22 protein-coding genes and 1 pseudogene are annotated in these 23,634 nt (G+C 60.1%); 8 read left to right on the forward strand and 15 right to left on the reverse strand.

Going from position 1 to position 23,634, the window contains the following annotated elements:
• Nucleotides 1-3: 3 nt before the first annotated feature.
• A pseudogene (locus ABG996_RS01360) lies at nucleotides 4-294 on the forward strand (YraN family protein); the annotation flags it as partial.
• Nucleotides 295-483: 189 nt separating this feature from the next.
• Here ABG996_RS01360 and ABG996_RS01365 read toward each other — a convergent pair.
• The 5 genes from ABG996_RS01365 to ABG996_RS01385 form a co-directional block, all read right to left on the reverse strand.
• Nucleotides 484-1,248, reverse strand: a complete 765-nt coding sequence (locus ABG996_RS01365) for a PD-(D/E)XK nuclease domain-containing protein (RefSeq protein ID WP_347478157.1) — start codon at nucleotides 1,246-1,248, stop codon at nucleotides 484-486.
• Between the two features lie 26 nt (nucleotides 1,249-1,274).
• On the reverse strand, nucleotides 1,275-1,679 hold the full coding sequence (locus ABG996_RS01370; RefSeq protein ID WP_347478158.1) for a DUF6508 domain-containing protein: 405 nt from the start codon (nucleotides 1,677-1,679) through the stop codon (nucleotides 1,275-1,277).
• Nucleotides 1,672-2,727 (reverse strand): 5-methylcytosine-specific restriction endonuclease system specificity protein McrC, encoded by a 1,056-nt coding sequence (gene mcrC / locus ABG996_RS01375; RefSeq protein ID WP_347478159.1) that lies wholly within the window; start codon nucleotides 2,725-2,727, stop codon nucleotides 1,672-1,674. Before mcrC ends, ABG996_RS01370 begins: the two co-directional genes overlap by 8 nt.
• Nucleotides 2,724-4,904: an AAA family ATPase gene (locus ABG996_RS01380; protein ID WP_488350165.1), complete on the reverse strand. Its 2,181-nt coding sequence runs from the start codon at nucleotides 4,902-4,904 to the stop codon at nucleotides 2,724-2,726. Before ABG996_RS01380 ends, mcrC begins: the two co-directional genes overlap by 4 nt.
• 216 nt (nucleotides 4,905-5,120) lie before the next feature.
• Nucleotides 5,121-5,636 (reverse strand): hypothetical protein, encoded by a 516-nt coding sequence (locus ABG996_RS01385; RefSeq protein WP_347478161.1) that lies wholly within the window; start codon nucleotides 5,634-5,636, stop codon nucleotides 5,121-5,123.
• A 1,210-nt stretch (nucleotides 5,637-6,846) separates the two neighbouring features.
• Here ABG996_RS01385 and ABG996_RS01390 point away from each other — a divergent pair.
• Complete coding sequence (locus ABG996_RS01390; RefSeq protein ID WP_347478162.1) at nucleotides 6,847-7,098, forward strand: hypothetical protein; 252 nt, start codon at nucleotides 6,847-6,849, stop codon at nucleotides 7,096-7,098.
• 87 nt (nucleotides 7,099-7,185) lie between these two features.
• Here ABG996_RS01390 and ABG996_RS01395 read toward each other — a convergent pair whose 3' ends face one another.
• The 5 genes from ABG996_RS01395 to ABG996_RS01415 all read right to left on the reverse strand — a co-directional run bounded on the left by ABG996_RS01395 (nucleotide 7,186) and on the right by ABG996_RS01415 (nucleotide 11,799).
• Nucleotides 7,186-8,574, reverse strand: coding sequence for a sensor histidine kinase (locus tag ABG996_RS01395; RefSeq protein ID WP_347478163.1), 1,389 nt, complete (start codon nucleotides 8,572-8,574; stop codon nucleotides 7,186-7,188).
• 26 nt (nucleotides 8,575-8,600) lie between these two features.
• Nucleotides 8,601-9,263: a response regulator transcription factor gene (locus ABG996_RS01400; RefSeq protein ID WP_347478164.1), complete on the reverse strand. Its 663-nt coding sequence runs from the start codon at nucleotides 9,261-9,263 to the stop codon at nucleotides 8,601-8,603.
• Between the two features lie 225 nt (nucleotides 9,264-9,488).
• Nucleotides 9,489-10,304 carry an ABC-2 family transporter permease gene (locus ABG996_RS01405; protein ID WP_347478165.1) on the reverse strand — a complete coding sequence of 272 codons (816 nt, stop codon included), beginning with the start codon at nucleotides 10,302-10,304 and terminating at the stop codon, nucleotides 9,489-9,491.
• Nucleotides 10,304-11,074 carry an ABC-2 family transporter permease gene (locus ABG996_RS01410; RefSeq protein WP_347478166.1) on the reverse strand — a complete coding sequence of 257 codons (771 nt, stop codon included), beginning with the start codon at nucleotides 11,072-11,074 and terminating at the stop codon, nucleotides 10,304-10,306. Before ABG996_RS01410 ends, ABG996_RS01405 begins: the two co-directional genes overlap by 1 nt.
• Nucleotides 11,071-11,799 carry a lantibiotic protection ABC transporter ATP-binding protein gene (locus tag ABG996_RS01415; protein ID WP_347478167.1) on the reverse strand — a complete coding sequence of 243 codons (729 nt, stop codon included), beginning with the start codon at nucleotides 11,797-11,799 and terminating at the stop codon, nucleotides 11,071-11,073. Before ABG996_RS01415 ends, ABG996_RS01410 begins: the two co-directional genes overlap by 4 nt.
• Nucleotides 11,800-11,993: 194 nt before the next feature.
• On the opposite strand from ABG996_RS01415, the gene ABG996_RS01420 reads away from it, so the two are divergent.
• Nucleotides 11,994-12,095, forward strand: coding sequence for a TetR/AcrR family transcriptional regulator (locus tag ABG996_RS01420; RefSeq protein WP_216596234.1), 102 nt, complete (start codon nucleotides 11,994-11,996; stop codon nucleotides 12,093-12,095).
• A gap of 435 nt (nucleotides 12,096-12,530) precedes the next feature.
• On the opposite strand, the gene ABG996_RS01425 is transcribed toward ABG996_RS01420, so the two are convergent.
• Nucleotides 12,531-12,998, reverse strand: coding sequence for a MerR family transcriptional regulator (locus ABG996_RS01425; RefSeq protein ID WP_347478168.1), 468 nt, complete (start codon nucleotides 12,996-12,998; stop codon nucleotides 12,531-12,533).
• 99 nt (nucleotides 12,999-13,097) lie between these two features.
• On the opposite strand from ABG996_RS01425, the gene ABG996_RS01430 reads away from it, so the two are divergent.
• The 4 genes from ABG996_RS01430 to ABG996_RS01445 are packed head-to-tail and all read left to right on the forward strand — an operon-like array spanning nucleotide 13,098 to nucleotide 15,234.
• Entirely contained in the window at nucleotides 13,098-13,529 is a 432-nt protein-coding gene (locus ABG996_RS01430; protein ID WP_347478169.1) for a cupin domain-containing protein, read from the forward strand.
• 13 nt (nucleotides 13,530-13,542) lie between these two features.
• Nucleotides 13,543-13,869, forward strand: a complete 327-nt coding sequence (locus ABG996_RS01435; RefSeq protein WP_161145524.1) for a carboxymuconolactone decarboxylase family protein — start codon at nucleotides 13,543-13,545, stop codon at nucleotides 13,867-13,869.
• Between the two features lie 4 nt (nucleotides 13,870-13,873).
• Entirely contained in the window at nucleotides 13,874-14,743 is an 870-nt protein-coding gene (locus tag ABG996_RS01440; RefSeq protein ID WP_347478170.1) for an aldo/keto reductase, read from the forward strand.
• Nucleotides 14,744-14,757: 14 nt separating this feature from the next.
• Nucleotides 14,758-15,234, forward strand: a complete 477-nt coding sequence (locus ABG996_RS01445) for a flavodoxin (RefSeq protein ID WP_347478171.1) — start codon at nucleotides 14,758-14,760, stop codon at nucleotides 15,232-15,234.
• Between the two features lie 617 nt (nucleotides 15,235-15,851).
• On the opposite strand, the gene ABG996_RS01450 is transcribed toward ABG996_RS01445, so the two are convergent.
• Nucleotides 15,852-16,772 carry an LPXTG cell wall anchor domain-containing protein gene (locus ABG996_RS01450; protein WP_347478172.1) on the reverse strand — a complete coding sequence of 307 codons (921 nt, stop codon included), beginning with the start codon at nucleotides 16,770-16,772 and terminating at the stop codon, nucleotides 15,852-15,854.
• A 321-nt stretch (nucleotides 16,773-17,093) separates the two neighbouring features.
• Here ABG996_RS01450 and ABG996_RS01455 point away from each other — a divergent pair, with 321 nt between their 5' ends.
• Nucleotides 17,094-17,624 (forward strand): flavodoxin family protein, encoded by a 531-nt coding sequence (locus ABG996_RS01455; RefSeq protein WP_035136952.1) that lies wholly within the window; start codon nucleotides 17,094-17,096, stop codon nucleotides 17,622-17,624.
• A 108-nt stretch (nucleotides 17,625-17,732) separates the two neighbouring features.
• Here the strand turns inward: ABG996_RS01455 and ABG996_RS01460 are convergent, their stop codons facing one another.
• From ABG996_RS01460 to ABG996_RS01470, 3 genes are all read right to left on the reverse strand, one after another.
• Nucleotides 17,733-18,827, reverse strand: a complete 1,095-nt coding sequence (locus tag ABG996_RS01460) for a P-loop NTPase family protein (protein ID WP_347478173.1) — start codon at nucleotides 18,825-18,827, stop codon at nucleotides 17,733-17,735.
• A gap of 248 nt (nucleotides 18,828-19,075) precedes the next feature.
• A complete protein-coding gene (locus ABG996_RS01465) occupies nucleotides 19,076-21,316 on the reverse strand; it encodes a DNA gyrase subunit A (protein WP_347478174.1) in 2,241 nt (746 codons plus the stop codon).
• 45 nt (nucleotides 21,317-21,361) lie between these two features.
• Nucleotides 21,362-23,359, reverse strand: a complete 1,998-nt coding sequence (locus ABG996_RS01470) for a DNA gyrase/topoisomerase IV subunit B (protein ID WP_117820832.1) — start codon at nucleotides 23,357-23,359, stop codon at nucleotides 21,362-21,364.
• Nucleotides 23,360-23,634 lie beyond the last annotated feature (275 nt).

A 23,634-nucleotide genomic window follows, 5' to 3' on the forward strand; every position in this document is an offset into this window, starting at 1 on the left:
CCCTTGCACCCACGCGAACCCCGTCGGCATGCGAGCCACAAGGCGCGCCACCAGGGCGGGCCGGGAGCTAAGGAGGACATCGACACCAAGGCCAAGAAGGGCATTAGGGTCTACCTCGAGCGCAGGGGCTTCGAGATTCTGGAGGAAGACTGGGCGCGCGGCGGTGACGTAGCCGACTTCATCGCCCGCGACGAGGACGACCTGCTCTTCGTTCACTGCCAGATCACGCAGAACGGCGGCGAGGGATTCCCCGAGGAGGACGCGGACCGCGCGGCGCTCGAACGGCTGGCGGCGGCCTACCTCGCTGAGCACCTGGAATCCGAGGACATCCGGATCAGATTCGACGTCGTGAGCATGCTCATCGTCGGTGAGAGCCGGGCGCTTTTCCGCCACCATCTCAACGCGCTCGGACGCCCTAAGCGCAGGGCGCCCCCGGGAGCTTCGGCTCCCGGGGGCGCTAGCTCTAAAGGCTGCTTGTTCTGTCTACCGCGCAATGATGACGGTAACGAATCCCGGGATTATCTTCTCGAGGTCACGCTTGAGACCGGTTGGGTTTCGGACAAGTCTACCTGGGTCGTAGATGCAGCAGAAAAGCCGCTCGCATCCTGGATGCTCTCTGTACTGAGGAATGTCGATGCTTAACTCCTTGCCAAGCTCCTTGTCACGTAGGCCATCACGTGTCATCTTCACCTCAATGAAGCGCGCTTCGTCTTTGAGATAGAAATCCGTGCGCGAGTTCTTTCCAGCAAAGCCGGGCACCGCCTCCTCAGCGCGTACGTCATCAAAGTAGGCCAGGCAGATTGATTTGAGAAGGTCTTGGACGTCGTATTCATCATTGATCGCAAATCCGTCTCTACCAGCATGTCTACGATTGATGGAAGCAACGATGTCGGGGAACCTGTCCAATATCTGCTCAATGACAATGTCACCGTCGCTATCATTCGAGTCTTCAAGGACGATGAAGCCTTGCTGTATTCCCTCCAAAGTTCCCTGGAGAAGTCCTTGCCATTGTCTTGCAATCCCGGTGTGGCCGTTAGCCTTTTTCTCAAGGTCTTTCATCGCGTCCTGCTGAGACTCAGGAAGTGGCTCATGGAGCGCAATGGATGCCTTCGCTCTCCAGGGGATAAATAGCTCAGACTTAACATAAGATGCTCCGATTACGCCTTCGATATAGTGCGAAGTAGCAAGAACTGTCTCGCCCTCTTTGATCAACAACTCAAGCTTCGCGATGGCGTTATCTTTATTCATGTCGCACTTCATTCCTGTCTCGCCCGTCAATCTCTTTTCAACCTCAACAGCCAGCGTCTCATGCTCCCGTCCCCAAAGAAGCCGAGCAGAGCTCCGTCGCAGAAGCGTTCTGCTCTCACGGCTCCGAGCAGAAGCGCCATCACCGCCCGGCCGTCGAGTTCCGATACATCTGTCCCAGACATTGCTTGGCTGTCCCACTCGAGTCCGTTGCGTTCAAGTATGTCGCGGTAATGCGTGAGCTCGTACTCGGGATGCTCGTCGACGAAGTCGTAGATTGCCTGTTCAACGTCAGCAACCGTCGTTCCGTAATTCACGTAGGGCATCTTGATTGGGTCGTTCATGGTGCCCTTGCTCTCTCGGTCTACAACCCAGTTGCCAAATCCCTCGGTATTCTCAATCGCAGGCAGATGTTTTGTCAGGCTCTCAAACATAAGCCGCCTCTTTTGAGAAATGAGCTTCAGCAATACCGTCGAGCTGCGAACGTATTGTCTCGAAGGGCTGGTTCAGGTCCAATGTCCTCACGCTTATCTGGTTACCGCTCATCTGATACACACCATCAGGCTGCACGTCTTCGTCGGTCTTGGCGTAGAGCAGCATGCCTGACACGCTATGCTGCTCGTGAGTGCTGGCGAGCTCCGCTTCCTTGTTCTTCACGTAGGTGAAGATCTGGTACAGGTTGCCGGAGTGGACGCTTTGCTTGTCGAACTGCTGTTGCGTCGTGTGACTGTAGTACTTCGCGTCGATGATGAGGACGGTCCTGCCCCGTGTGAGCGTTATGTCGGTGTGCATGGCGGGGAGCATATCGCTGAAGCCGTTGTCGAGCGCCCAGCTGATGTACGGCGCCCCCGCGGAAAGCTCTGGGTGCTCACGTCTGTAGTACTCGAGGATGAACTTCTCGTACAGGTGGCTCATTCGCTGCTCGTCGAGGAAGTCCATCATGCGGAGACTCCCGCTCTCCCGCGTCTGGAGAAGGCCCTTCACGACCAGCCAGCACACGTTCATGAGCATGCGATAAGTCTGGTTGTTCCGGTCGAAGCGCATGTGCCAGTCTTCGCCCGAAAGGTTCACGTCTTCCACGTCCACGAAGTACGGAAGCAGCCGTCTAAGTGCCTTCTTGCGCGCCTTGTCGATGCCCGAGCGAGTCAAGAGCATAATCGTCGCCTTGAGGATGCGGTTCATGCGCGTGTCCGTGCTGAACTCGTCGTAGCTGCAAACCAGCTGCCTGCGCAGAATCGAGCGCGTCTTCAAGGACTCGGAAAGTTCGATCTTGCCCCTCGGTGAGGAGAGCATATCCTTGCGGTCGACGTACTCTCGGCCAAGGCCGCGCTTAAGCTGCAGGCTCACGCCCCGTGACAGTATCTCGGCGAGGAGGTCGGCGGTGTTGTCGAACTCCTCGGCTGCGATGTCGCGGTAGCCCTGCCCTTGCAGCGTCTGGAACGCATAGGCGAGCATGTGGTAGATGTTCTGTATCCGGATCACCGGATTGACCTGCGCAACTTGCCGGCCCACTCGTCGACCTTGGTGGGCTCGTCGAACCAGTACTCGCGCAACATCGGCACGAGCTCGTAGTTGACGATTGCCGAGAGTTTATCGTCCGTTACGTCGTCCAGGGACATGCGGCAGAAGTAGCTATGGCCGATGCAGAAGCCGTCTCCCAGCGACTCGTCGGACGCGATCGCCTCGTTCAGCTTCACGACGCAGGAGATGAGCCTATCGAACTTCTCGCTGGCAAGTCCCTCCTGATAGGCGATGAAGCTCTCCGTGTCGAAGGCGGGACGGAGGTCGAAGAACGCGAAGCGGCGGCGCAGGGCGTAGTCGAGCATGGCGAGCGAGCGGTCCGCTGTGTTCATCATTCCAATGAGGTATACGTTGCTCGGGACGTAGAACAGCTCGTGCGAGTAGAGGAGCTGCAGCGTGTTCCTGGGCCCGCGCTTGTCGTTCTCGATGAGCATGAACAGCTCGCCGAAGATCTTCGAGAGGTTGCCACGGTTGATTTCGTCGATGATGAAGAAGTAGTCGTTGTCAGAATCGTCCTTCGCATTCTTGCAGAAGTTGTAGAACGCGCCCTTCTCGAGGTCGAAGCCCTGCGCGTTCGGGCGGAACCCCTCTATGAAGTCCTCGTAGCTGTAGCTCTGGTGGAACTGCACCATCATCACACGCTCGGCGTCCTTCACGCCCATCATGGAGTAGGCCAGGCGCTTTGCGGCGAAGGTCTTGCCTATGCCTGGGGCACCTTGCAGGATGATGTTCTTCTTCGCGCGCAGGACGTTGACGAGGGTCCTGTAGTGCTCGCCGTCCATGTAGACCTCCGAGAGGAAGTCCTCGGGCGTGTACGCCGGGTATTCAACCTCCTCTGTGTCTTCCTCGACTTCGCCGCCCTCGTCCTCGAAGAACGAGTTGAGCTTCTCAACGAGGTCGGGATAGGCGGTGATGTCAGTCAGGGTCTTCACGGCGAGGAAGTCTTCCGTGTGCCACTCTCCTCTGTTCGTCCAGCGTACCCTGCGGATGTTCGGATAGGAGTCGCCATTTTCGTCGAATTGGTAATCTCCCTCAACGATGCCGCGACCAATAATTACGCTGCGGCCCCGCTTAGCAAAGACAACGTCGCCCGGCTTGATTTCGTGCGAGAACTGCCAGAGCGCGAGCGCGGAGTTCTTCTGCGAGTACTTGCTACTGTACAGGGTGCGCAGGTTCTTGCGGATGTCTTCCTTGCTGGCGTATTTCTCGACGTCGCCGAGCTTGCTCCAGCCGACACCCATTACGCCACGTGCGTAGAAGTCATCCCACCTCGCGGCACCGTCTCCCGGGGAGTAGGTCCAGTAATGTGTGGTCTTGACCCCCTCGTCTCCAAGGGAATTTTCTTCCGCCTTCTCGGCTGCAGCCTTCTCGGCGATCTTCCTCTCGCGGTTGACGCGCTCAGACTCCACGAAGGCGGCAGCCGTCAGCGAGGGAAAGTCTGCATACGAGCACTCTTCGCTTCCGAGCTCCGACTTGATGGTGTCGCAAATGGCGAGGTAGCGATCTCCGTCATGAACTGGCGAGTCCTTCTCCTTCGGCACTATGCCGGCGATGGCGGTGCCAGCCTTTGCGACGTCGGCCATGAACCAGCGGTTGCGCGAATCCAGGCTGATGAAGTTGTAGGGCCTCGCCCAGTAGAGGCCCATGGTGAGCTTCCAGCCAAGTGTGAACTGGATGACGGTGGTATCGAATGCCTCGACGAAGGCCTTCCGGGTTTCCTCGTTGTCATCGACGGCCAGTGCAAGTTCGGCCTCGAACACGTGCCAGAGGTTATCGATGTCGTGCTCGCCGCGACGTTCGTCGTTGGCGAAGGCATAGAAGGTCGCGTTGAGGTTGTTGAGCACGGGGATGCCCTCGAAGTCCGTGGGCTGATCTGCCCCAATGTCGAACACCTCGGCGATGCCGGCGATGATCTTTTGCCGGTTTGCGTCTGTGATGCCTTTGTTGAAGAGGCCGAAGACGGTGAACGGATCGATGTCTTGGAGCTCATCTGCCTCAAGCTTAGGGAGACTCATCCCGATCGATTCATAGACAGTTGCTAGCTTGTTTATCAGATCGTCGCGCCTGTCTCGATAGGCCAGCAGCTTGTCAGATAACTCTTTATAAAAGCTAATCCAAGTAAATTTTGTGCTGGTCATTATAGTCACTGCCTATCTTGTGCCTCTGCTGAGGCGCCTTGCTTTCAATGTCTTTCCATATGCGTCTACATGCGCGACGGGTATCTTCATCGAATCTAAGTATACCAACGAGTATCTCTGCATCAATGCAATCCAACGCTTCGTCGATATTGCGCCCATTTCTTACTACTCCGTCAAATACGCTGATAACGTTTCTTTTTAGCTCGGGATTAATGTTCAATAGACCGGTATTGAGAACATGGACGTTGTGGTCTGCCGCCAATCCTCGTGGCAATCACAGGCGGATTCGCCGCCCGACAGGTCGTAAAAGGCCAGCATCGCGAGGCGTTCCGATTCGGTCGGGCCATCGCAGGTGTCGCCGGGCTGCGGTCGCATCTCCTCGCAGCCGAATTCGTCCGCCAGGTATTTCGGCAGCTTCTCGAAGCCTTTGGGATATGCGCTAGACCCATCGTGCGAGCGGTGCCCATCGAAGAGCCGCCATTGTTCGCCGTCGAGCGCTGGCGAATAGTAGGAGCTAAACCAATTGTGGATGCCAAGGTCGCGAAGGAATGCCATGAGCTTGTCTACCTGCGCCTTGTCAAGCGCCCCCCGGCGCTCTTTCGAATTCGCGTGAAGCGACTTGTCGTGATGGTAGGAGTAGGCGTCTCCGTCCCTGCGGATCTCAAGGGAGGAGTAACCCCGAAATAGCCCGACAATGCTAAAGCTGAACACGCTGTTGTCCAATTCGCGCATCGCGATCCCGCCTCTCGAACACCTTCCGCGTATGCGCATGGTCCTACGCGGGCTTCGTCATGGCCCATTCTATCAACGGCGCGAGCTCGTTGAAGTCGCCCTTGGGTGGGGGAGCGGGATCGCTCGCTTTGCTCGCCGTCTGCGGTGGCCGTCGAGGGGTCGGTTTGTCAACAAGATTGTTTCGTTACTGTTTGAACGGTGCCCTGCGGGGATAGTTCGGGGTTGTTGAGTGGGCTGTCCGGGAACGAGATTCGTCCGGTTGTGGTCGGAATGCTCGTCTTCCGCGGTGCTGTCGTCTGGGGTCCGGCATCTGTCGTTCGCCTCTTCTGTCGTGTTTGATGTTGCGTGTTCTGCGAGCGACCTTGCGCGGGCCTGCCGGCCCGTTGCCCCAGGTGCACCCGGGTAAATGGTACCCATCCGTTGGGACGCAGCCTACTGAAAGAGTCGGTTGCGCGACGAGGGGACAGACGAACGGCACGACGCACGCGCCTTCGCTAGTGGGGTATCTAGACGAGGATATAGAAGCTGATATAACCACCTGTTCGCCCAACAGGCTCGTGTATTCACTTCTATCCGAGGATAAGCTTCTCACCGACGAGGACAGGCTCGCATTGAGCCTGATTGATAAGTGCGCGAAACTTGCCGTTTTTATTGCGTCGATTACGAAGAGCCATCTGCTAACGTTGATATCTACGCTGTTGATCTAAAAGACGCTGGTCCCTTGCGTAGCGAGGCCGCCTACAATATTCATGCAGTTTTTTCGAAATTCAACGATAACCCAAGTATTGTTTTTCCGAAGTGAAGAATCCGTTCTGCTCTCTTTCCTCCAGGCGACGGATGAGGACTCTGTAGCCATCTACCTATCGGATTGGCTTGCGTCGGACACAGTCGACACCGGACAGCTCGAAAGAATCCATATTGGATCATGCTCACTTCTAAGCTCGGTTGACTTGTTTGATTCTTCGGAATTTGAGGCGATAGGGGATTATTACAAATACCCGCTATCCCGCTATATTGCTGCTTATGACGTTGTCTTTCCTTCCGTCAACTTTACCTCAATGGTCGACCTTTCGGCCTTTACCCGTGAGGATCAAAATGAAGCCATTGAGTCAGTGCTCAACACTTACGCCGTTCGATATGGCGATGATTATGTGGCCTTGGGCTGGGGTGCCTCGCCTCCTGCATCGCGATTTTCCTCGCGGCGCTCGCCGTGGCGTGGTCGGCAACGGGACGCGCCCTGCGACCGGTGGCGGAGGCCGAGGCGCGGGAGCGCGCGTTCGTTTGCACCGCCTCGCACGGCCTCGTTATCCCGCTCATGACGGTGACCGCGAACTGCGACGTGCTTGAGGCGGAGGCATCCGATCAGGCCGGCCTTGCGTCCTGGGTCGCCAACATCCGTGCAGCGGCGGACGAGATGGCGACTCGCATCGCCGACATGCTCATGCGCATGGGCGGCGACTAGCCAGGGCGATCCCTGCAACGGGTATTATTATCCGGGAAGCGTTTGATTGCGAGGCACTCCGGTGTGAGGGCCTGAGTCGTCAGGCCCTCACAGGGGGACCGCGATGGTGGCCACCGCGCCGCCCGAGGGGCTGTTGGCGAGCGAGACGGAGCCCCCGTGGGCGCTCGCGGCCTCGGAGGCGGCGTGGAGGCCGAGCCCGTAGTGGCGGCCTCCGTCGCGCGAGGAGCGGGATGAGTCGTCTGTGAAGAGGCGCTCGCAGCCGCGTTCGAGGGCGGCGGGAGAGAAGCCCGGTCCGTCGTCGGACACCTCGATGACGAGGTGTCCGCCCGCGACGTCGCAGGAAACCGCCACGCGCGAGCGCGCGTGCTCGGCGGCGTTGGTCACGAGGTTCGCGGCGGCTCGCGCCAGGGTGGTTCGGTCGAGTGGGGCCTCGGGCGCGCCCGCGACAGCGGGGCCCGTGGCCGCGTCGAGCGTCACGCCTCGCGCCCGGGCGATCTGGGCGGCCTCGGCGAGGACCTGTTCGCAGAGCTCGGCCGGCCGCATGGGGGCCCTCTCCGCCCCGCCGGACCCGCGCGAGGCCTCGATGAGCAGGCGCACGTAGCCGTCGAGCCTTTCGACACTACCGGCTATGTCGCGCGCGGCGGCCGCGAGGTCGGCGTCTTTCTCGTCTTCCAGCTCCTCCGCCACGAAGTCGGCGTTGGCGCGCAGCACGGTGAGCGGCGTCTTGAGGTCGTGGGCGAGCGACGCCACCTGCTCGCGCTGCCCCCGCTCCGCGGCCCAGCGGGCCTCGAGCGACTCGGCGAGGGAGGCCCGCATGGCGTCCATCGCGGCGAGGACGTCGTTCACCTCGCGCACGTTGGTGCTGCCGACCGCGAAGTCGAGCTCCCCCGCGCCGACGCGCCCCGCCGCCTCCGCGAGCGGCGCCATCTTGCGCGAGATCACGCGGCTCGCGCGGCGCGCCACGAGCGCGAGCGCGAGCGCGCTTCCCGCCGCGGCGCCGACGAGCATGAGGTTCTGCGGGTTGGGAAGCAGGCCGGCGAGGTCGCGCGAGACCCACTGCGGCAGGTACTCGCTGACGAGTGCGCAGGCCCCGCCGCCCTTGACCGGGAACGCGGCGTAGGTGAGGCCCGAGCCCCCGCCCTCGATCTCCACTGTGCCCGGATCCGCGGTGAGTGCCGCACGGGCCATTTCCGCCGCGCCCTCGAGCCGCGTGCCCTCGAGGTCTGTCATCAGCACGTATCCGTCCTTGTTCAGGATGAGGTAGCGGTACGCCGTCGGCACGTCCTGCTGCCCGCAGACGCCGTCGCGTGCCAGGCCCTCCGCGACCTCGCGCGCATTGGCCGGCCCCCAGCTTGCCTCGTAGACGAAGCCCGCGTTGATCGCCGCGGAGAGCGCCATGAACGAGGCGAGCCACGCCGTGGCGACCGCCGCGAACGCGTAGGCGAAGTAGCGCGCGATGACGAAGGAGAGCGGCATGCCCCCGTGACCTCGCGCCCCGGTCCTCAGAGTTGCCACTTGTACCCCATCCCCCAGACGGTCGCGATCGGGTCGGCGCCGGCCTCGGAGAGTTTCCTCCGGGCGCGGCTGACCTGCATGGATATGGCCGCGTCGTCGGCGTCGCTCTCCCAGCCGAGCACTGCCTCGCGGATCTGCGCGCGGCTCATGACCTGCCCGGGGTGGCGGGCGAGGTACTCGCAGATGGCGTACTCGGTGGGCGTGAGCGGCACGGCCTCGCCGCCCACGGCGAGGTCGCGCGCCCCGAGGTCGATCCGCACCTCCCCGAAGGAGAGGGCGTGCGAGCGTGGCCGGCGCTCACGGCGTAGATGGGCCGCGACCTTGGCGCGCAGCTCCGCAGCCCCGAAGGGCTTGCGGACGTAGTCGTCGGCGCCCAGGCCGTAGCCGGCCACGGCGTCCTCCTCGGCCACGCGCGCGGTCAGGAAGATGATGGGCCCGTCGAAGTCCGGGCGGATCTGCCGCACGAGCTCGAAGCCGTCGAGCCCCGGCATCATGACGTCGCAGAGCACGAGGTCGAAGCGCGAGAGGTCCATCCCCGGGACCGCCGTCGGGTCCGCTGCCTTGACGACCTCATGGCCGTCGCGGCCGAGGACGCGCGCGAGCGCGTCGAGGATCGCCCGCTCATCATCCACTGCCAGTATCCTCGCCATGTTCGACCTCCTGAAACTCCCGTCGGCATTGTACTTGCGCCGCGCTCGGCGGTCCAGAGCCCCGCGCGCAGCCGCGGGCGCGGGCGCCCACATGGCGATCTCAGGGTTGGGCAGCACGCGGTCGGCGATCGAGCGCTGCCCAACCCCCAGCCGGCGTCGAGCAGGGCATTCCCGCCCAGGAGGAGCGCTGCGGAGAGGAGGACGAGCACGGCGGCGAGCGGCTTCCTACGCATCTGCCCTCCCGTCCTCGAAGCGACAGAACCAGGCGATAAGGACGGCGGCGGCTGCCAGGGTGAGCACGAGGCCAGCGAGCGCAGTCGTGAGGAGAGGGCCCGCCGCGCGTGCGGCGTCGATGAAGGCCTCCACCCCGAGCGACCCCAGGCGCGCGGGCCAGGCGAGCGGCACCCAGCTCAGGGGCGTCGCCAGGGCACCGGTGAGCTCGCCGGTCATGAGGCCGTGCGCAAGTCCGCCCACTGAGAAGAACGCGAGGAGCATCCCCGCCGCGCCGGCGCAGATGGCGGCGTTGCGGCCGAGGCGCAGGGCCACGCCGAGCCCCAGCGCGTAGAGGGGCAGGCTGCCCAGCACGATGCCCGCCCAGGCGGCCGCAAGCGGAGCGGGCCCGAGCGGCAGGCGCCCGGCGAGGGCGAGCACGGCCCCGAACACGCCGAGCGCCACGGCCAGCGCGCCCGCGCCGAGCGCCGCAAGGGCGAGTAGCTTCGCCGCGACGGCGCGCCCGCGCGAGGGGACCGCCGTGAGGTTGGCGAGGCGCCCGGCAGCGCGCTCCTCGTCCACGGCGAGCCCGCAGACGATGGCGGACATGAGCGGCATGAGGGCGCCGAGGAACTGGGCGTAGGCGTCCGCGCCCAGTGCCGGGTCCCATCGGGTTATGGAGAAGTACTCGCCGCAGGCAAGACCGGCTGCCAGGCCGCAGACGAGGTGCACCGCCGTGAGCGGGGAGCGCGCCAGGCGCAGGGCCTCGGAGAGCAGGGCCCGCGAGAGAGTCATGCGTGGCGTCGGGTCGGAGAGTCGTGTCACGGCCATCACCTCTCCTCGGAGCGCGCGAACCAGGCCGCGCCCGCCGCCGTGAGCGCGACGAACGCGAGCGCGCAGACCGCAAGGCCCGCCAGTGTGAGCATGCCGTCCGCCGTGAGCGCCCCGCCGAGCGCCATGTCCGCCGCGAGTGGCTCGCCGCTCGGCAGCACGGGGATGAAGCTCGTAGGGATGACCATGCTCGCCGACGGCGGAAAGAGCTGCGGCAGCGGCACCAGCGACCAGGCGAACCCACCCATGAGCTGCGCGGCGAGCGGGCAGAAGATGCCCGCGAGCATGCCGAGTCGCGCCGTGAGGAAGAGCCCTGCGGGGATCATCCACGCCGCGGTCACCGTGTTGGCGAGCGCGCAGAGGAGCATCGTGAGCGTGCCCGCGGCCGTGAGGCCCTGCGAGGAGAACGCCGAGCCCGCGAGGTAGATGCCGAAGACCACGAGGTTCGAGAGCGTGCAGAGCGCGAGGCACCAGAGCGCCTTGGCCCACCAGGCGCGCCCGAGCGGGAAGCCCAAGCCTAGAAGCCCCCGCATCCGCGTGCGCGTGTCCGCCCGCGCGACGCACGCCACCACGAGCGAGAGAGACACGGGCAGAAAGAGCGCGTACCAGTAGTTCCACGCGCTGAAGATCTGCACGCCCCGGTAGGGCATCGCGCCGAGCAGCGGCATCGGCAGCGCCATGAGCACGGCCAGGCGAACCGGTGCCGCGTGGCGCGACTTCAGGGCCTCGGCGCGCAGGCCCGCGAGCAGGCCGCCTTTCTCGCCCGTCATGCCGCCACCTCCCCGCGCGCTCGTCGCCCCTCCCGGCAGACGCTCATGAAGAGTTCCTCGAGGTCCTGCCCGGGTCGAAGCGCATCCTCGTAGGCGAGGCGCCCCCCGTAGATGATGCCGATGGTGTCCGCCATCTGCTGCACCTCGGAGAGGATGTGGCTCGAGACGATCACCGTCGTGCCCGCCGCCGCGAAGCCGCGGATCCGGTCGCGCAGCTCCTCGATGCCGATGGGGTCGAGGCCGTTGGTGGGCTCGTCGAGCACGAGCAGGCGTGGCCGGGCGATCAGCGCCAGCGCGAGCCCCAGGCGCTGCCGCATGCCCATCGAGAAGCGCCCGGCGCGCTTCTTCCCGGTGTCCGCGAGGTCCACGGCGGCGAGCACCTCATCTATGCGGCTCTCGGGAAGGCCCAGCAGCGTGGTGCGCACGCGCAGGTTCTCGCGCGCGGTGAGGTTGGGGTAGAGCGGCGCCTCCTCGATGAGACTGCCGATTGCGTAGAGGTCCTCGCGGCGCCAGGCGTGCCCGGCAAAGAGGATCTCCCCGGCCGTCGGCCGCAGCATCCCGCAGATCATCTTGAGCGTTGTCGACTTGCCGGCGCCGTTGGGGCCGAGCAGCCCGTACACCTCGCCCTCGCGGATATGAAGGCTCACGTCGGCCACGGCATCCTGCGCCTGGTCGCCGCGGCCGAAGCGCTTGGTGAGCCCGCGCGTCTCGAGCATGTAACCCATGGGTTCGTCCTTTCTCTTCCGGGCGCGCGGGCCGAGTCGCCGTGCCCGCGCGCCTTACCTTTCGGGTTTACCATCCATGGTGGGACGCGTTTCTAACGAAGCCGTAACGGCCGTTGGGCTCTTTTGACGCCAGCCCTTCTCGACCCGTACGCCACTCATGGTATGTTTACGCGATAACAAGGATGGAGGTGCCCGTGGCACGCAATAAGTACCTGGAGGAGACGGTCGAGAAGATTCTCGACGTTGCTGAGCGGCTCCTCGTGGAGCGCGGCTACGAGCACACCACGATGATCTGAAGAGCAATACGCTAAATCGAAAAAGGCAAACCCTGGAGACGTGATTTTCGCCATAACGAGCAAGAATATCGAAGATGTCTGCACACCATTGGCGTAGGAAGGGGAACAGCCAGTTGCAATCAGCGGACACTCTTGCGCGTATGCGACCGAAAGCATTATCCCGAGATACCTAGCATATTTAATCAGGGCTGCCAGTGGCAGCGTGAGGGCAATCTAGGGGTGGCGGTTCTGCCCGCTGCCGTCCCGTGCTGATTCTGGCTTGCGAGGCGATTCTGCTATTCTGCGAGTTGAAAAGGTTCCACTCCGGCGACAAGAGCTCCCCTGCTCTTCCGCGAACAGCGGATAGCCGGGGTGGTCGTTTGTTAGTAGTACTTTTTGAACGATAAAGTTACCGTGATAATCAGGCGGCTGGCTGCCGTTGCCTAAGCGGTCTTGTCACATCGTTGCCGCAGTCCCCGGCGCAGTGCGCAGCTCCTGCCTAATCTTCCGAAAGCGTTCCGGGACTTCGGCAAGCTCCATCTTCTGCGGGGCATCGACCGTACCCGCTTCCTTCGCCGTTTCGTAATACCAGCACTTGTAATCCACCATCTCCATGGTGTGCTGCAATTCTGCCATCTGCTGTTTCAGAACTTCTTGTTGGCGCTGGAACATGGCAAGGCGCAAATCGATGGTGTCGCCTCCTTGCAGCGCCATCTCGATGTACTGCCGGATGTCCTTGATGGACATCCCGGCTTTCTTCATGCAGCCGATCACCTGCAGCCATTCGATATCCGATTCCCGGAACATGCGAATGCCACCGGAGGAGCGTTCCACGAAGGGTAGCAGCCCCTCCTTGTCGTAGTAGCGCAAGGTGGACGCCGCAACCCCCAGCAGCTTCGCCATTTCCCCCACCGTATAGACCATCTGAAACCCCTCCGAATTATTCCAGAACACCCTTGACTTGAAGTTAACTCTAAGTTCTAGGATGCACATGAAGTTCAAACTTAGCAGGAGGTTTCAATTATGAGGTATGAACGAAAAGAGCAGTTCGAGAAGGTCAACGCATTCGGCACGGGAACGGCGAACAACGCCTATGCCCAGTATTTCACCGGCGATTCGTTCCTGAATCCGCTGACCGATCCGGAAGGCGGCCTGTTCGCCGCCAACGTGACCTTCGAGCCGGGATGCCGCAACAACTGGCATATCCACCACGCGGATAAAGGAGGCGGTCAGCTCCTGCTCTGCACGGCTGGCGAGGGCTGGTATCAGGAGGAAGGCAAGGCTGCCGTCAGCCTGCACGAGGGCAGCGTCGTGATGATCCCCGCCAACGTCAAGCACTGGCACGGAGCGAAGAAGGACAGCTGGTTCAGCCATATCGCCGTGGAGGTTCCCGGCGAGAATTGCGAGAACGAGTGGTGCGAGCCGGTATCCCACGAAGAGTACGCAAGGCTGTAGGGAGGAACGAAACATGGCAGTCAAGCAGACGGCAGGCAGAGATGCCCTGGGCGAATTCGCCCCGAAATTCGCGGAACTGAACGATGACGTGCTCTTCGGAGAGGTCTGGAGCCGAGAGGGGCAGCTCAGCCTCCGCGACCGCTCCCTCGTGACCGTCGTCGCGCTGATGGCTCAGGGGCTTACCGATGAGAGCTTCCGCTATCACCTGATGGAGGCAAAGAAGAACGGTATTACAAAAGAAGAAATCGCGGAGGTCGTGACCCATGCAGCCTTCTACTGCGGCTGGCCCAAGGCGTGGGCGGTTTTCCGCATGGCAAAGGATATCTGGGGCGAGGAGTAGAACGATGATCTTGAATGAAACCTACCCGTTGGCAAACGGAGTTCAGGTTCCCAAGCTGGGACTGGGCACCTGGTTCATCGACGATGCCGAGGCGGCGGAAGCCGTTCGTGAGGCGGTAAAGCGGGGCTATCGCCTGATCGACACCGCACAGGCCTACGGAAACGAACGCGGCGTCGGCGAGGGTGTGCGCACCTGCGGCGTCCGCCGGGAAGAGCTTTTCGTTGCCAGCAAGATCGCAGCAGAGATGAAAACCTACGAGGATGCGGCGAAGTCCATCAATGAGACGCTGGAGAGGATGGGGCTCGACTACCTCGACCAGATGATCATCCACTCTCCCCAGCCGTGGAGCGAGTTCCGTGTGGAGAAGCGCTATTTCGAGGAGAACAAAGAGGTCTGGCGTGCGTTGGAGGATGCGCGGGCGGCGGGCAAGGTCAAGGTAATCGGCGTGTCCAACTTCCTGCAAGATGACCTTGAGAACCTCCTGGGCTCTTGTCGCGTGATGCCCATGGTCAATCAGATCCTCCTGCATATCACCAATACCGATTCGGCATTGGTGGACTTCTGCAAGGCGCAGGGCATTCAGGTGGAGGCATACTCTCCCATCGCCCACGGCGAGGCGCTGAAGAATCCGGCGATCGTTAAGATGGCAGTGAAGTACGGCGTATCTGCCGCCCAACTCTGCATCCGCTATGTCCTTCAGCTTGGAACCGTCGCGCTTCCCAAGACGGCAGATCCCGCCCACATGGAAAGCAACGCGGACGTGGATTTCGCGATCTCCGAGGAAGACATGGAAACTCTCAAGAACATGGAGCGCATCGCCAACTATGGTGAATTCAGCGCATTTCCCGTGTTCAGCGGAAAGCCTCTTGCATGAGGAGAATGCGTGAAATGAAAACCTTGATTCTGTACTACTCCTACGGAGGCAATACGAAGCGCATCGCCGAGATGATTCAGAGGGAAATCGGCGGGGATATTGCTCGTATGGATACGGTTGTTCCTTACGATGGCGATTATGATGAAGTCGTCAATCAGGGGCAGCGTGAGATTGCCGAGGGTTATTGCCCGGAACTGAAGCCGCTGCACATTGGCTGGAGAGATTACGACGCCATCATCCTGGGTTCTCCTGTCTGGTGGTACACCTTTGCGCCCGCCATGCGCAGTTTCCTGGAGCGGGCTGATCTGACCGGGAAGACCGTGTATCCGTTTGCCACCAATGGCGGCTGGCTGGGACACGCGCTGAAGGACTTTGAGGAAGCCTGCAAAGGCGCAATCGTGATGCCGGGCCTCGATGTGCAGTTCGATGAATCCATGCTCCGTACCTCTGAGAAAGATATTCAGGCATGGATTAATACTATCCGCAGATAATCGATCTGCAGCTTTCGATATCCGCCACAGAGCTGGCAAGGATTTGGGACGATCCCAAAAATGCAAACAGAGCGTTCCGACTTTCCGACGGAACGCTCTTCGCTCCCTTCGTGCCCTTTTTCCTCGCCTTCACCGGGCGACCCGGGAGCTGGGGCTGGCAGACGCCTCTCTGCTCTTCGTCCACAACGTCCAGGGAAATCTCGCGGTCAACCGCCTGCTCGGTTGGAGGCGAGGGCCCGAGTTCGCCTACGCCCAGGAGCTGCTCAGCGCCTATTCCGAAGGGGGCATGCGGGCGGTATCGGCTCGTCACGATTCCCGTAGTTGATCTTGACTGTGGGCTCCTTACAAGTCTTGCTCGAGATCGAGCGGAGACTGGGCCCTGCCGAATCGGAGCTATGGCGACCAAAAATGTTGCCAGAAGACGCCGTCGACACTGTTTGCGATGGGGTAGAGCTCGATGGCGGTTCGGCACAGTCTGTTTCGACGGTTTCGCGGGGCGTTGATGGCGTGAAGGCGGCCGTTGGAAAGAAACTCATTTCCGTGGGGAAGAAACTTCTCGGTGAGTAAAGCTCATCGGAGCGGGGATAGAGCTTTGTCTGCGGGGTACGAAATGCTGGCTAGTGGTTGCGACGCCTTGTTGCGGAAATGCCAACTGCTGCAATTACGCCACCGGCAACACTCAGGGCGACAGCCAACGCACCGTTGTCGCCCGTCGCGGGTAGGGTGGTCCCGGCTGGTTTAACCGCCGCTACTGCCTTAGCGGAAACGGGATTTGCCGCGGGCTTTTCTGCCTTGGGCTGCGGTGTGGGCTCGGGCTTGGTTTCCGGTTCGGGTTCGACCTCTGGGCGCGGTTTAACACTTGGATCGGGTTTGGAACCGCTCGTATCGGTTGCAATCAAGTGCACGTCGCTGTCGAAGACGTAGCGGATGTAGTAATCGTGCCGCGTCTCGTGCATAATCCCCTGCCCGCTGTCGAAGTCGCGGTCAACGTGTGTGCCAAGGCGGGTTGAGCTGGTGAGGTTCAGTCTGTAAGGGATTTGGTCGTCGGCGTAGCCGCCTGTAAAGACAGCGGTTGCTCTAACGTGATTGTCGATCATGGTCAGGGCAATAGAGACGCTGGCCTCTTTGGGGTTCTCGGTTTTTATAAGGCCTTCGGTATCGGTGTCGATCTTGAAGAGATGGACGGTGTCGTTAAGCCCGTAGATGAAGTCCTCGGGTTTGTCGGGGAAATCGTATACAAACGCCTCATTCTGGACCAACATGAAGGCAGGAGGGAGCTCCAGGTCATAGTTATGGTCGACAACGGTGGTAGCTGTGAGGCTGCCTTCTGCGTTGGCTTCGTCGCAGGTAATGGGTGCTGCGACATCGGTTTCGGGCATTTCTGTCGCCAGTGCTGCGCAGGGTAGCAAAAGCAGTCCTGCCACAAGAATGCTTACTCCGAAGGCGGCGATTCTGGCGTCTGCATGACGCTTGACGTCGCGGATAGACAGGCCAGTCCGTTTGTTATGGGTCTGCGGTGCAACATGCTGTCCATACATAAGACGCTCCTTGTTCGTAGGCCGGTTTCCGCGGATCTATATTGCGCCTGGCCGATGCGGCTAGGCTCTTTCACGCGAACGCTTATGCGAGCAGGGAGAAAGCTCAAGCTAATTTTCTCACAGTCGATACTTTGCGAGCAACGATTTGCTGTTCAATTTTCGGAGAGAGAGTCAAGACAGTCGAGGAGTTATCAGGCGGTGAGATTATGTCTAGAGAACACTGACGAGAGATGTGGCCTGCAGACGACTGAATAGCTCCATCCGTTTTGGTTACAACGAAATGTATGCCGCGCGCCTGCGGCATGAAGAAGGGAGATTCTTATGAATATCGTTGTATTGAGCGGTAGCCCGCGCAAGGGCGCCAATACCGACACCATGGTCGAGGCGTTTGCTGAGACTGCGCGTGAGGGTGGCCATACGGTCGAGGTCATCCGCGTTGCCAGTAAGAAAATCGCTGGTTGTCTGGGGTGTCAGTATTGCTTCGCCCACGAGGGCACTTGCGTGCAGAAGGATGACATGGCCAACGTGATCGAGTCGCTGAAAGACGCCGACATGGTTGTCTTCGCTTCGCCTATCTACTGGTTTGATATCACTGCGCAGGAGAAGGCCGCCATCGATCGCCTATACGCCTTCGGTGCTACGGGCTTCCCGTTCACCAAGACGGCCCTTTTACTCGATAGTCACAGTGAGGGCGTCTATGACGCGGCGATCGCCATGTACAAGTCAACCTGCGCGTACTGCAAGTGGGAGGACCAGGGCATTATCACCATCAGCGGTATGACCGAGCGCGAAAGCATGGCATCGTCGCCCAAGTTGGAAGAGGTGCGAGAGCTCGCTCGCAAGCTCGCCTAAGGACAAGAAGAACGCATGGCAATCGGTGTTGGTGGAAATGCTTGCTGTCCTTATCAAGAGGAATGCTGATTGCCATGCGTTGATGCTTCCGCGGACAATTCCGGCGTGCTAAAACGCCTTCTCGTTCAAGAATTCCCTGAACGCGGGAATGTCAAAGCCAACGAGACCACGCCCGCGCTCTCCAATGACGCCGTCCTCCAGGAGGCGGCGTTTGTATTGGCTTGCGTAGTTGCTGGCGACGCCCATGCGTTTGGCTATCTCCGAGACCCTGCTGGGGCCAGAATCGGGCAGCATCGCGAGCAAAAACTCAATGTCTTTATCGGAAAGCTCCCGATAGGTCGTTTCGAGAATTCGATCGCGCAGCTCCATGCGGGCAAGCAGAGAACCCTGCTGTACATCAGATGCACTGATTTTGGGCGAGTTCTCCGAAACATCCCATGTGCGATATCCGACGAGCTGCATCATATAGGGAAATCCGTCGACGGCCTTCACGGCATCCTCGAGCGCTTCTGGCGTGATTGAGCGGCCTCCGGCCTCAACGGTTTTGCGGAATGCGTTTGCAATTTCAACGTCAGTGATTCGTCCCAACTGATGATATTGGGAACGCCTGAGGAACGAGACGGAATCGTTACGCAACAACGCCGATACTTTGTAGGGCAGTCCTGCCATGAGTAGGGCAACTTTTTTACCTTCGCGTACAAAGTGCTGGTAAACAGAGGCAAATTGAAGCATTTCTTCGAGATCGACGGTGACTTCATCGATGGTGATGAGAAGTCCGATGTCATGTTTTTCGAGTTGCTTAAAGATACCATTCATGCGCGTGCGCCAGTTGCCCTGAGCCTCTTGAGCATATGTCCAATCGATGCCCACTGGGCCAATTTGAACACCGTTTATGCGCGCGTGAGGCTGTGAGAGGTAGCTATCTGCGGCTTCTTTGGTTCGCTCGATAATATCTTCGAGCATGCCTGGCATGGCGGAGACATTTGCTGCGATCCAACCGTGTTCAAGCGCCGTTTCTGAAAGGAGCGAGAGAAGCGCCGTCTTGCCCGTTCCCCTTGCGCCCGTAAAAATAGTCGACAGGTTTGGATCTCCCGGGCCGTTGATAAAACCACGGTTGATGTCACGCAGAATATGCTCGCGACCCGCTAGAAAGGGAGGGATACTTCCGAACGTCGGGGTAAAGGGGTTCTTGCTGTACTCCATGGTGTCTCCTTTGCAAGTTTTGCTAATTTTTGCAAGTTTTGCTAATTTTTGCAAGTTTTGCTAACGACCGACCAAAGGGCATCGAAGCAGTGACGCTGACATTTTTTAACGCAGAAAAATAAGCAGAAATCAATTAATCTGCGTTAAGAAATAGTTGAGAAGAAAAACGACGAGTCCCGGGCGCAATGCCGTTGCGCTCCGGGCCTCGTCGCTTTGCGAAGTGTCTAACGGTCTCGTTGCCGTGGTACCTAGTCAAACAGGCTCGGCATGTCGTTTTCTTTCATGAGGGCGCCGGCGGAGGGGAGGCTCTGCGTGGTGAACTTCTCGGCGGAGACGCCGGCGCCAAGGATTTCCTCGGTCGTGCCGACGGTGGTGACCGAGCGGCCCTTCTTGGCCGTGAAAGCCTGGACGCCCTGCGTGTTGGTGGTCGTCTTGGTCTTGAGCAGCGACGTGTTGAAGTTCATCAGGCGGTAGTCGCTCGAGACCAGTGCGATGTCGCGATCTTCCTTGAGCACCTGGGCATACAGCAGCTTGCTGCCGCCGTAGATGGCGTTCTTAAGGCGCTTGCGGTTGGTCTTGGTAACATATCCGGCAAGTGCGACGCGCACCGCGCGGCCGTTTTCAAAGACAAACAGCACGTCGGCCTTGTAGTCCTCGGGGTCGATGACCCAGATCACGCTCTCGTCGGGTTCCATCTCAAGATCGGTCGGCAGGTACGAGCCCAGCTGGGCCGACTTGGTGTCCTCAAATGCTGCGACCTTGCACTTGTACACCTGGCTCTTGTTGGTAAAGACCAGCAGCTCGTGGGTGTTGGAGGACGGGAACTCGATAAAGGGTTTGTCGCCGTCCTTGTACTTGAGCGTGGTCGCCTTCTTGAGCACGCGGTCCGTCATCTTCTTAAGATAGCCATCGCGCGAGAGCATGATGGTAACCGGGTACTCCTCGACCTCGGGCTCCAGGCTTACCTCGATGACCTCATGGGGTTCGATCCTGCCCGTGCGACGCGGCATCACATACTTCTTGTTGACCGCTGCCAGCTCGTCGCTGATGACCTTCTTGATGTTGTCCTCGCTCGAGAGAATCTCCTCAAGCTCGGCAATCTCACCCTCAAGCTTAGCGATGTCCTTGGTGCGGTTGAGGATGTATTCCTCGTTGATGTTGCGGAGCTTAAGTTCGGCAACAAACTCGGCCTGGGTCTCGTCGATGTCGAAACCGCGCATAAGGTTGGGCACGACCTCGGCCTCGAGCTTGGTGCCACGGATGATGGCGATCGCCTTGTCGATGTCGAGCAGGATCGCCTCGAGGCCGTGCAGCAGGTGCAGGCGCTCGGACTTTTTTCCCAGGTCAAAGTTAATGCGGCGACGCGTGGACTCAATACGCCACTTGACCCACTCGTGCAGGATCTGACGCACGCCCATAACGCGAGGGTAACCATCGACCAACACGTTGAAGTTGCACGAGAACGAATCCTGCAGCGTGGTCGAGCGATAGAGCTTGGCCATGAGCTTGTCGGGGTCGACGCCGCGCTTAAGGTCGATGGCGATGCGCAAGCCCGAGAGGTCGGTTTCGTCGCGGATGTCAGCGATCTCCTTGACCTTGCCCTCTTTGGAGAGCTTGACGATGCGCTCGATGATGACATCGGTCTTGGTGGTGTAGGGAATCTCGTAGACCTCGATGATGCGCTCTTCGGGAATCCAGCGCCAGCGGGAGCGGATCTGGAAGCTGCCAAGGCCGGTCTCGATAATCTTTTCCATCTCCTCGCGGCGGTAGATGATCTCGCCGCCGGTCGAGAAGTCGGGCATGGGCATGTATTCGAGCAGGTCGCAGTCGGGGTCCTGCAGGTAGTGCATTGTGGCAGTGCAGACCTCGTTGAGGTTGAAGCCGCAGATGTCGGACGCCATGGCGACACCGATGCCCTTGTTGGCTGAGACGAGGATATTGGGGAACGTGGTGGGCAGCAGGCGCGGCTCCTTCATGGCGCCGTCGTAGCTGTCGACGAAGTCGACCGGGTCCTTGTCGATGTCCTTGAAGATCTCGGCGCTGATGGGGGAGAGCTTGGCCTCGGTGTAACGCGAGGCGGCGTAGCTCAGGTCGCCCGAATAGTACTTGCCAAAGTTGCCCTTCGACTCCACGAAGGGCGCAAGCAGCGCTTCGTTGCCCGTCGCCAGGCGCACCATCGTCTCGTAGATCGCGGCATCGCCGTGCGGGTTGAGCTTCATGGTCTGGCCCACGATGTTGGCGCTCTTCTGGCGCTCGCCCTTGAGCAGACCCATCTTGTACATGGTGTAGAGCAGCTTGCGGTGCGAGGGCTTAAAGCCGTCGATCTCGGGGAATGCACGCGAGACGTTGACGCTCATGGCGTAGGGCATGTAGTTGACCTCGAGCGTCTGCGTGATCGGCTGGTCGGTGACCTCGGAGTGCAGGCCGATGACGTTCTCGGCGTTAACCTGCTTTTTCTTTGGCTGGTTCTTCGTCTTCTTCTTTGCCACGATTTCCTCTTGAACTTCTTATGGGCCGTCGTTATCGATTTGCTGCTACTGCAGGTCCAACTGGTCCAGGTATTCCTTGCCGTGCTCCGAGATATGGCGCTTGCGGCCCGCCTCGTCGTTGCCCAGCAACAGGTTGAACATGGTTTCCATCTTGGTGACGTCCTCGGGCTCCACCTTGATCAGACGACGCGTCTCGGGGTTCATGGTGGTGAGCCACATCATGTCCGGATCGTTCTCACCAAGACCCTTGGAGCGGTTGATGGAACACTTCTGGTCGCCGATCTCTTTGAGGATGCCGTTCTTCTCGAGCTCGGTGTAGGCAAAGTAGGTCTTTTCTTTGCAGTTGATCTCGTAGAGCGGCGATTCGGCGATATACACGTAGCCCTCGTCGATAAGCGTGGGCACCAGGCGGTAGAGCATGGTGAGCACGAGCGTACGGATGTGATAACCGTCGACGTCGGCGTCCGTACAGATGATGACCTTGTTCCAGTTGAGGTTGTCAAGGTCAAAGGCACCGAGGTTTTTGATGCGCTTGTCCTTGATCTCCACGCCGCAGCCCAGCACGCGCATGAGGTCCATGATGATGTCGGACTTAAAGATGCGTGGATAGTCCTCCTTTAGGCAGTTGAGGATTTTGCCGCGGACGGGCATAACGCCCTGGAACTCGGCATCGCGCGAGGTACGAATGGCGCCTGCTGCCGAGTCGCCCTCTACGATGTAGATCTCGCGGCGGCTCTTGTCCTTGGAGCGGCAGTCGATGAACTTCTGCACGCGGTTGGCCATGTCGGTCTTCTGCTGCAGGTTGGTCTTGATGCTCTGACGCGTCTTCTCGGCGTTCTCGCGCGAGCGCTTGTTGATGAGCACCTGCTCCATGATCTTGTTAGCGGCGTCTTTGTTCTCGATCAGGTAAGTCGAGAGGCGCTCCTTAAAGAAGGCCGTCATAGCCTGCTGGATAAAGCGGTTGTTGATGGCCTTCTTGGTCTGGTTTTCATAGGACGTCTGGGTGGAGAAGCAGTTGGTCACCAGCACCAGGCAGTCCTGGACGTCTTGCCACTTAATGCCGCTCTCGTTTTTGTTGTACTTGCCCTGTTGCTTGATGTAGGCATCGATGGCGCTGGTCAGAGCGCTGCGGGCGGCCTTCTCGGGCGAACCGCCGTTCTCGAGCCACGATGAGTTGTGGTAGTACTCCTGCATCATGAAGGTGCGCGAGAAGCACATGCACGCGGTAATCTTCACGTTGTAGTCGGGCAGGTCCTCGCGATCGCGACCGCGACGGTCGGCCTCGATAAAGAAGGGCTCGGTGAGGTAGTCGGTACCGACCTTCTCGAGCACGTAGTCCTCGATGCCCTTGGGATAGCAAAAATCCTCTTCGGAAAACTCGCCATCGTCGCCCTCGATACGCAGGCGGAAGGTCACGTTGGCGTTGACCACGGCCTGGCGGCGCATTGTCTCGCGATACCAATCGTGGGGGATGCTGATGGAGGTAAAGACCTCAAGATCGGGACGCCACTTAATGGTGGTGCCGGTGCGATCCTCGTCGCTGGGCTCAATCTCGAGTGCCTTCTTTTTGGCACCGACGACCTTGCCCTTCTTAAAGTGCAGGGAGTACTTGTTGCCGTCGCGCCAAACCGTGACGTCCATGTATTCGGAGGCGTACTGGGTTGCGCATGAGCCCAGGCCGTTGGTGCCGAGCGAGAAGTCGTAGTCGCCGCCCTGGTTATTGTTGTATTTGCCGCCGGCGTAGAGCTCGCAAAAGACGAGTTCCCAGTTAAAGCGCTTCTCGGAGGGGTTCCAGTCGAGCGGGCAGCCGCGGCCGTTGTCCTCTACCTGAATGGAACCATCGCGAAAGGCGGTAAGGGTGATGAGCTTGCCGTAGCCCTGGCGCGCCTCGTCAACGGCGTTGGACAGGATCTCGAAGGCGGCATGCGCGCAGCCGTCGAGTCCGTCCGAGCCAAAGATGACGGCGGGGCGCAGGCGTACGCGCTCCTCGTCCTTGAGCTGGCGGATACTGTCGTTACCATAGTTTGCGGTGTTTTTTGCCATACTCGCTCTCTCGGTGCTCCTTTGCTGCGTTTAAGTCATATAGATAGTCAAGGTAGCATAGCCCAGCCCACAGACGATTCCACCCAACACGAAATCCATCGAACAATCGTTCGGAGTTCGATGGAGATTCGTTTACTTGGACAAAACCGAGTCGGCTCTGTCCGAGTAAGTTTGAAGACGGCCGAATGTGTCTTGCTGCGTTTGCGGTTGGATACGCTGTCGAAGACGTGTCGTGCGGATTGTTGGCGAAAAGACGGTGTGCCAAGCTCGAGGCA

The organism is Collinsella aerofaciens, from assembly GCF_039836695.1.
Taxonomy (GTDB): Bacteria; Actinomycetota; Coriobacteriia; order Coriobacteriales; family Coriobacteriaceae; genus Collinsella; species Collinsella aerofaciens_BD.